General features: G+C 48.8%; 9 protein-coding genes. 4 read left to right on the plus strand and 5 right to left on the minus strand.

Annotation, left to right across the window (positions count from 1 at the left end):
• Positions 1 to 232: 232 nt before the first annotated feature.
• The 4 genes from DESPODRAFT_RS20735 to DESPODRAFT_RS00185 form a co-directional block, all read right to left on the minus strand.
• On the minus strand, positions 233 to 517 hold the full coding sequence (locus DESPODRAFT_RS20735; protein WP_052314638.1) for a hypothetical protein: 285 nt from the start codon (positions 515 to 517) through the stop codon (positions 233 to 235).
• A 439-nt stretch (positions 518 to 956) separates the two neighbouring features.
• The gene (locus DESPODRAFT_RS20740; RefSeq protein WP_245531891.1) at positions 957 to 1094 is read right to left on the minus strand and encodes a hypothetical protein; all 138 of its coding nucleotides are present in this window, start codon (positions 1092 to 1094) and stop codon (positions 957 to 959) included.
• Positions 1095 to 1229: 135 nt separating this feature from the next.
• Positions 1230 to 1526 carry a transposase gene (locus DESPODRAFT_RS20745; RefSeq protein WP_245531969.1) on the minus strand — a complete coding sequence of 99 codons (297 nt, stop codon included), beginning with the start codon at positions 1524 to 1526 and terminating at the stop codon, positions 1230 to 1232.
• A 21-nt stretch (positions 1527 to 1547) separates the two neighbouring features.
• Positions 1548 to 2174, minus strand: a complete 627-nt coding sequence (locus DESPODRAFT_RS00185) for a GntR family transcriptional regulator (RefSeq protein WP_004070390.1) — start codon at positions 2172 to 2174, stop codon at positions 1548 to 1550.
• Positions 2175 to 2474: 300 nt separating this feature from the next.
• On the opposite strand from DESPODRAFT_RS00185, the gene DESPODRAFT_RS18445 reads away from it, so the two are divergent.
• The 4 genes from DESPODRAFT_RS18445 to DESPODRAFT_RS20470 all read left to right on the plus strand — a co-directional run bounded on the left by DESPODRAFT_RS18445 (position 2475) and on the right by DESPODRAFT_RS20470 (position 5863).
• Positions 2475 to 3029, plus strand: a complete 555-nt coding sequence (locus DESPODRAFT_RS18445) for a C1 family peptidase (protein WP_052314639.1) — start codon at positions 2475 to 2477, stop codon at positions 3027 to 3029.
• A gap of 39 nt (positions 3030 to 3068) precedes the next feature.
• Complete coding sequence (locus tag DESPODRAFT_RS00190; RefSeq protein ID WP_371905013.1) at positions 3069 to 4376, plus strand: hypothetical protein; 1308 nt, start codon at positions 3069 to 3071, stop codon at positions 4374 to 4376.
• Between the two features lie 130 nt (positions 4377 to 4506).
• Positions 4507 to 4992, plus strand: a complete 486-nt coding sequence (locus DESPODRAFT_RS00195) for a hypothetical protein (protein WP_004070393.1) — start codon at positions 4507 to 4509, stop codon at positions 4990 to 4992.
• A gap of 547 nt (positions 4993 to 5539) precedes the next feature.
• Entirely contained in the window at positions 5540 to 5863 is a 324-nt protein-coding gene (locus DESPODRAFT_RS20470; protein ID WP_040015765.1) for a hypothetical protein, read from the plus strand.
• 414 nt (positions 5864 to 6277) lie between these two features.
• Here DESPODRAFT_RS20470 and DESPODRAFT_RS20750 read toward each other — a convergent pair whose 3' ends face one another.
• Positions 6278 to 6535 carry a helix-turn-helix domain-containing protein gene (locus tag DESPODRAFT_RS20750; RefSeq protein WP_245531970.1) on the minus strand — a complete coding sequence of 86 codons (258 nt, stop codon included), beginning with the start codon at positions 6533 to 6535 and terminating at the stop codon, positions 6278 to 6280.
• Between the last annotated feature and the right edge of the window lie 216 nt (positions 6536 to 6751).

The following is a 6751-nucleotide window of genomic DNA, read 5'->3' on the forward strand; positions in this document are numbered from 1 at the left end:
TGCTCAATGGTGTCCATTAATTCCCAGAAATAGCGTTTGCCATGTAGCTTTTTTTGTTGTATTCAGCACCGACCTCCATTAAAAGTCCAGAGATTTTATTTTAGTTTGGGTTGCTGTTCTGACTATGTGGTTTCTGTATCTTAAAATTCTTCTTAATTCTCGCAACTCGCTCGGAGCCATATAACATTCCGGTAACAGATCAACTCTGAGAAGGTCACATATTTTCTGGGCATCAGATAGATCGTTTTCTTTTAGCTGCTGTAATCGCTTTGAGCATTTCAGGATGAGCGACCTTGATATCATCGGCATAAGGTTTTATGAAGTCATAAATCCAGCCGGTAAACATTGTTGCTTCCATTGCAACCGTCCAAGGGCGGGGAAGTTGCTCCATCCATTCTTCCAATGCCGGCCTGGTTGCAGATATCACTCCATTCCCAAGAAGTGTTCCATCGCCTGCTTTAATACAATAAGCGTATAATTTTTTGTGGATATCTAAACCAATGTAATGCATACTCATTATGACCTCCTTGTGGTAATTGATTCTGGATGACTCAGGTTATTCCAGCCGCTTTCTAAAGCCATCATGCCGCTTGGAGGTCTTTTTTGTAAAGAGAATCTGCCGATTTAAAATTCATTTTCACTATGGTAAGATACCATTCATTACCAGCTCGGAGGATAGGGCAATGCTGGGAAGCAACCTGAGCGCCGTAGCTGGTGACGGAGACATGGGGGGTGATATACAGTCAATTGCGTATTGCCCCTCTCCCATGTTTCTGTCCATAATGCGTTAAATCCAGGGGGGTTGGGGGCTGGCCCCCAAATTAAAATCGGGTATTATTCCTTGCGTAACTTATGCATTCAAACACCTTACTCATTGTTATTTCGACCAGTTTTTTTGCGCCTCAGCCGCCTGTCTAAAATAGCTTCCAAATGTTTTACAAAAGTCGTTTGAACGGTCAGTCGGTCCGTTCATGTTTTCTGAATAATTCAATTTCAGATTTATGAATATCAGAAAATAAAAAATCTCTCCAGGGGATATTGACAATCTCAAGCAGGGGGGGTGTTTTGACAAGAATCTCATCCTTTTTATCCATATGTGTGCCCCGGCACTGCTCCATTTCCAATCCTCAGAACATTTTGCAAGACCGGCACGGACCGGATTGTACTCAATATAATGGGTACACGCCAATAACCACCTCTCTTCCATGGTAAATGACACACCCCCCCTGTCATAAATGACCACGCCAACCTACCCTGAAATTGATCATTCTCGTATATCGTCTGTGTGCTTCCCCGATGACCTGAATTAATCCATCCTTGGTTTCAGGAACTGCAATCAGGTGAATATGATTGGGCATCAGGCAATAGGCCCATATATCAACCTTATAGTTCAAACACCATTCCTCCATCAAAGCCAGATAGGCTTTAAAGTCCTGATCTTTGAAAAATGTCTGCTGCCTTCTATTCCCCTTTTGTGTAATGTGATGGGGAAAACCCGGCGCCACTGCCCTTGCCCTTCGTGCCATGAAGGGATTTAAACAAACATTCTAATTCCTGTTAACAAATAAGTAAGATGTCCCCAGATTTAAAATAGAAGCCCGTTGTTCATTCAAGGGCTCCACCTGGAATTGCTGGGTGCCGTCGGAAGGTGCCAGATAAAACCGTTCGGACACCACCCGGGACAAGGAGTTATCCCCAAGCGCCATATGCTCAATACCCGCAAACAGATCCGGGTCCAGAAAAATATCCTCCAGCAGCACAGGTTCATCCCGGGCCACGGTCAAACGGGACATGGCAAAGGCGGCTTTGCCGTGAAACGGATTTTCCACATCGCCTGTAACGGTTTGTTTATTCAAAGGTAAAATCACTCTTTTTTGCGTAGGCACCCCCTTGGTTGAAAATGCCTGGGAGGTCCCGGCAAGGGAGAACAGATCAATTTGCGGCGACGGTTCCTTCACAAAGGTTCCGGACCCCCGCCTTCTTTGGATCAGTCCCCGTTGCACCAGAATATCCATGGCCTGACGCACGGTGGGGCGGCCCACCCCATATGATTTTGCAAGTTCCGTTTCAGACGGAATCATATGCCCGGGCGGGTAAACGCCCTCCCGGATACGGGATTGCAGCTGTTCGCAAATCTGGTGATACAAGGGTATGGGGGAGTCAGGATTCAGCATAGCCGGTATTGCTCTTAAGTTTGCAGCTGTTCGGAATTTGTAGTGGACCCGTTATCCGGAAAACTGCTCAATTAATAATATCGGCATCATAATTGACAATATGTCAAGTTGTCAAGACATTTTGACAAATCGATTCTATTTAAATTGTAAGGCAAAACAACCTTGCCCAGACGCCTTTAATTTGTTAGGAAATAAACACAGCAACGAAAAACAGATCTACTTGAAAACATGGAAACCGCAAGCCATAAGCACGATTTTTCATAATTTCGAATTTTGACATTAGGACAAAAGGAGACAAAGATGGAAAATACCACGACATTCCAAATCAAATCAGTCAAAGTGGACGGAAAAAATCGCGTACTAAACGCGCGGAAGGACACGCCGGATATACGGGACAGAATGTATGAGCCTGCCCTCATTCCACTCAAGCCCGTCATTGACAAACGTGGCTTGGTGCCGAAGATTCTTGACCAGGGAACGGAAGGGGCTTGTACCGGGTTTGGCCTTGCAGCTGTGATCAACCTGCTGAACGCGGAAAAAGACACCAAGTTCCGGGTCAGCCCCAGAATGCTCTATGAAATGGCCAAGATGCATGACGAATGGCCAGGCGAGGACTACGCGGGTTCCAGTTGCCGGGGGGCCATACGCGGCTGGAAAAACATGGGTGTTTGCAGCGAAGAGATCTGGCCATATGATCAAGACAGCCCCGGTGAGATCTCCATAGAGCGGGCATCCAATGCCCGTTCCAATGCCCTCGGCGCCTATTATCGGCTGAGTTCGGAACTCAACGATTACCATGCGGCCCTGAACGAGGTCGGAGCGATCTATGTCTCGGCCGACGTGCATTCCGGCTGATTTAACCCCAAGATCCTGGGGAATTCCGAACTGGCAACGATCCAACCAAACGCCAACGTCAGCGGCGGGCATGCCTTTGCCATCGTCGGTTATAACAGCGACGGCTTTATTGTGCAGAACTCGTGGGGAAAAGGCTGGGGGTCTGATGGGTTTGCCCTGTGGCTATATGAAGACTGGATCAGCAGCATCAGCGACGGTTGGGTATTCCGGCTTGCCATCCCCACGCCCCAGGTCTTTGGCATCACAGCCCGGTCGCTGGCGAAGACAGATGCAGAGAGTGACAAGGCTGCACCCAAACGAATGGAGATCGCCGGCCATTTTGTACACTTCGACGACGGCGCCTTCAAGCAACGTGGCGATTACTGGAGTACCCTTTCGGATATCCAGAACACGGCGCGGCTCATAAAGGAGTCGGTATCCGACAAGCGTTACCGGCATCTCCTGATCTATGCCCACGGCGGCCTGAATACGTCCAGGGCTTCCGCTACACGAATTTCCGCGCTTAAGGAAGGGTTCAAGCGTAATGGCATCTATCCCTTCCACGTGATGTATGACACCGGGCTGGTGGAGGAACTCAAGGACACGGTTATTCGTGCCTACCGTGGCGACCGCATGGAAGGCTTCCTGGGTGATCTCAAGGAAAAGTTGATCGATTTGAGCGATAAGCTGATTGAGGATGTCGTGCGCAAGCCGGTCACGCCAATCTGGGAGGAGATGAAACGAGATGCCCGCTTGCCTTTCGTTGTGGACAAAGCCCCAGAGCGTGACGGCTCGGCTGTCATCCGAACCTTTGCCGAGGCACTGCACGGTACCGGGATACAGATACACCTGGCGGGGCACAGCACCGGTGCGGTATTGTTAGGACATCTTCTCGACTCACTCAATGCACTGGGAAGTCCGGACCTCATTCAGAGCTGCAGCCTGATGGCCCCCGCGTGCAGCGTCGACTTCTTCAACGAACACTATGTCAATAGGATGGCAAAGCCAAATGAAAATCCGTCAATACTGAGGCTGCCGGTACTGGATATATACAATATGACGGAAAAGCTGGAAAGAGACGACAACGTTGGCGGTGTCTACCGGAAATCCCTTTTGTACCTGGTATCCCGCGCGCTGGAGCGCAACCCGGACAAACCAATACTCGGGATGCAGAAGTATTCCGAAAAAATCTCCTCCATCAAAGGTTTGAACATTCATTATTCGGACGGCAGAAAGGGCAAAATCACCAGAAGCACCAGCCACGGCGGCTTCGACAATGATCACTGGACCATGAATTCCATCCTGCGACGTATCCTGGGCAATGCGCCACCGCACCCTTTCCTCGAAAGGGAGATGAAGGGTTACTGATCGCCTGCTTTGGAATAGACCTGAATACGTTGATCAAGGCCTGGCAGATCCACTGGACAATGATATCAATCTGCCGGTAAAGATGTGGCTAAAGATTATGATATAGGCAATCCTTTTGGAGGGCATTACCATGGACAACAAATATTTCACAATCACTATTCTCATTCTGACTGCGGCCGCAACACTGCTCTTCGGCTGCTACCCGAAACGGGTCGGCCCCCTTGGCCCTGAAGGAAAACAGCTGACCTGGGAACAAATGAACCTGAGCCAGCGCAAGGCCCATATGCGTCAAAAGGTGCTGCCGGTTGCCGCCGATGTCTTCGGCACCTGGCAACCGGAGCGGTTTGCGCGGGTAGATTGCAGGCTATGCCATCTCCAGGGAGAGACCCAGGGTATATATGACATGCCCACGGCTGCCCTGCCCAGACTAAGCGGAGCACTGCTTTTGGGCCCCGAATTCGACAGGGCTCCGGAAACCACCCGGCTCAAACTCGACCGCCTGGTTCCAGAAATGTCTGCAGCCCTCGGTCTGAAGCCGTTCAGCATCATTACACGCACAGGCTTTGGCTGCTATTCCTGCCATTTGGGACCAAATGGCGCGATGTTTGGAAATTAACGGGCTGAAGTATGTTTCTTGTTTGCATTAAGTAAGCTGTCCGTATGCCGTAACAACTGTAGTTCTAACAGGTTAAAGTCCTGAAGGAGGAATTATCCGTACGCCTTCTTAGCACCGGGAAGCAGCGTCTGGGTAACCAGAGGTTGTAAGTTTCTTATGGGCAAAGATGCAGGCCGTAACGAAAGTGAACCTATATGTAGCCTCGTCAACTAATTGAAGATGCCGACCTTTTGGACATCAAGGGGAAGGCCGTAGTGCCCTGGGAGTAGAAAACGGAAATTCTTTTCAGGTGATCTTTCGGGGGTAGCAGGGGATGGCATGTATCGGAAAGAATTGGCAGTCCAGTGCGGGAGACCCCAATGCGGGTTAGGGTGAAGGGCCCGTTAACTGATGGATATAAGGAGATCCGAAATTTCCATGGGGCTGTATTGGGAGTCGGAGGGGTTCATAGTACCGATTGAGGCTGAGGGACAACATAACCCCGGCCAAGGAAAGGGACCCTACTTTGTTCACGTAACTAACGAGCGGAGGATCAGGAGATTGCAATATGCTACTAACTCCGGATAGGATCAGGACGCTTCAGAGGAAGCTCTATTGTAAGGCCAAGCAGGAACCGGATTTTCGTTTCTATTCTTTATATGACAAGGTCTACCGGGCTGACATCCTTGGTCATGCCTATCGCCTTGCCCGGGCAAACAAAGGTGCACCTGGAATAGATGGTGTCAGCTTTAAGTCCATAGAGAAGGATGGAGGGGAAATCAAATTTGTGCAAAAGTTGGAATCCCAACTTACGCAAAGTGGAAAAGGGCGCAAGCCTTACAGCGAAGAACATCGGAAAGCCGTGTACGGGAGAACCGTATGCACGGTTTGATGAGGGAGCATTGAGGATGCAAGGCCTTTGGAACACGTAGTAGCCGCGTGCGGCAAGGCGTCTCGAATATAAAAAGGGCTGAAGAAACCGGCCGAATCAGTGCTCTACTCTACCCGATAAACTGGCACCCGCTTTATGTGCATCTGAAATCAGTTGTAAAATCCTTTGTTTGTCTTCAGGGGATATCAATCGTCCTCGGGCTCCCCCCAGATCGCCTGGGCTTTTTTTTTAAGAACCAATAAGGCTGCTGTTTCCGCAAGGGCTTTTTCTTTGCGGGAAAGATCTTTTTTCAATGCCGAATTTTCTCGTCGTAACTGTGTCTCGATTACGGAGGCTTGCCTCTTGAAATCAGTTGCCATTCCCGAAACAGCATCTTGCCTCCACTGTTTCAGATGATGGATAAAAATCCCGTTTTTACGACACCAAGATGCGCTCTCCTCGGAAGACATAGATCCCGTAGCCAGCAGGGCTGAGACGCGCTCTTCCGAAGTCCAGTCTCTGGGACGTTTTCTTTGATGTCAAGTTGATGTTACCGCCTTTTCTGTATTCTCTTAACCATTTGCCAATAGTTGACCGCCCAATCCCAAATTCTTTTGATATCTCATCATGGGTTTTGTTCCCCGAGAGTACCTTTTGTAACACAGCTTCTTTGATTTGGATAGAATGTCCCATATCATCACCTCAATGCCCCACTGTTATTTTTCAAGTGAGGCGACATCTATCCTGACACAGGGGGTTATTAAGGGGTCTTGATTTTGGGATTAAGAAAACAAATGGCGCCGACCTTTTGATTTTGTACTTTTTCTGGTTTAAAGTTGGTATTTGAGAATATTGAACGTGATTTGAATAATATCAGCGTAAGGGGTAATTACAAATGAGTCTTAAAAG

This window comes from Desulfobacter postgatei 2ac9, from assembly GCF_000233695.2.
In the GTDB taxonomy this organism is placed as follows: Bacteria; Desulfobacterota; Desulfobacteria; order Desulfobacterales; family Desulfobacteraceae; genus Desulfobacter; species Desulfobacter postgatei.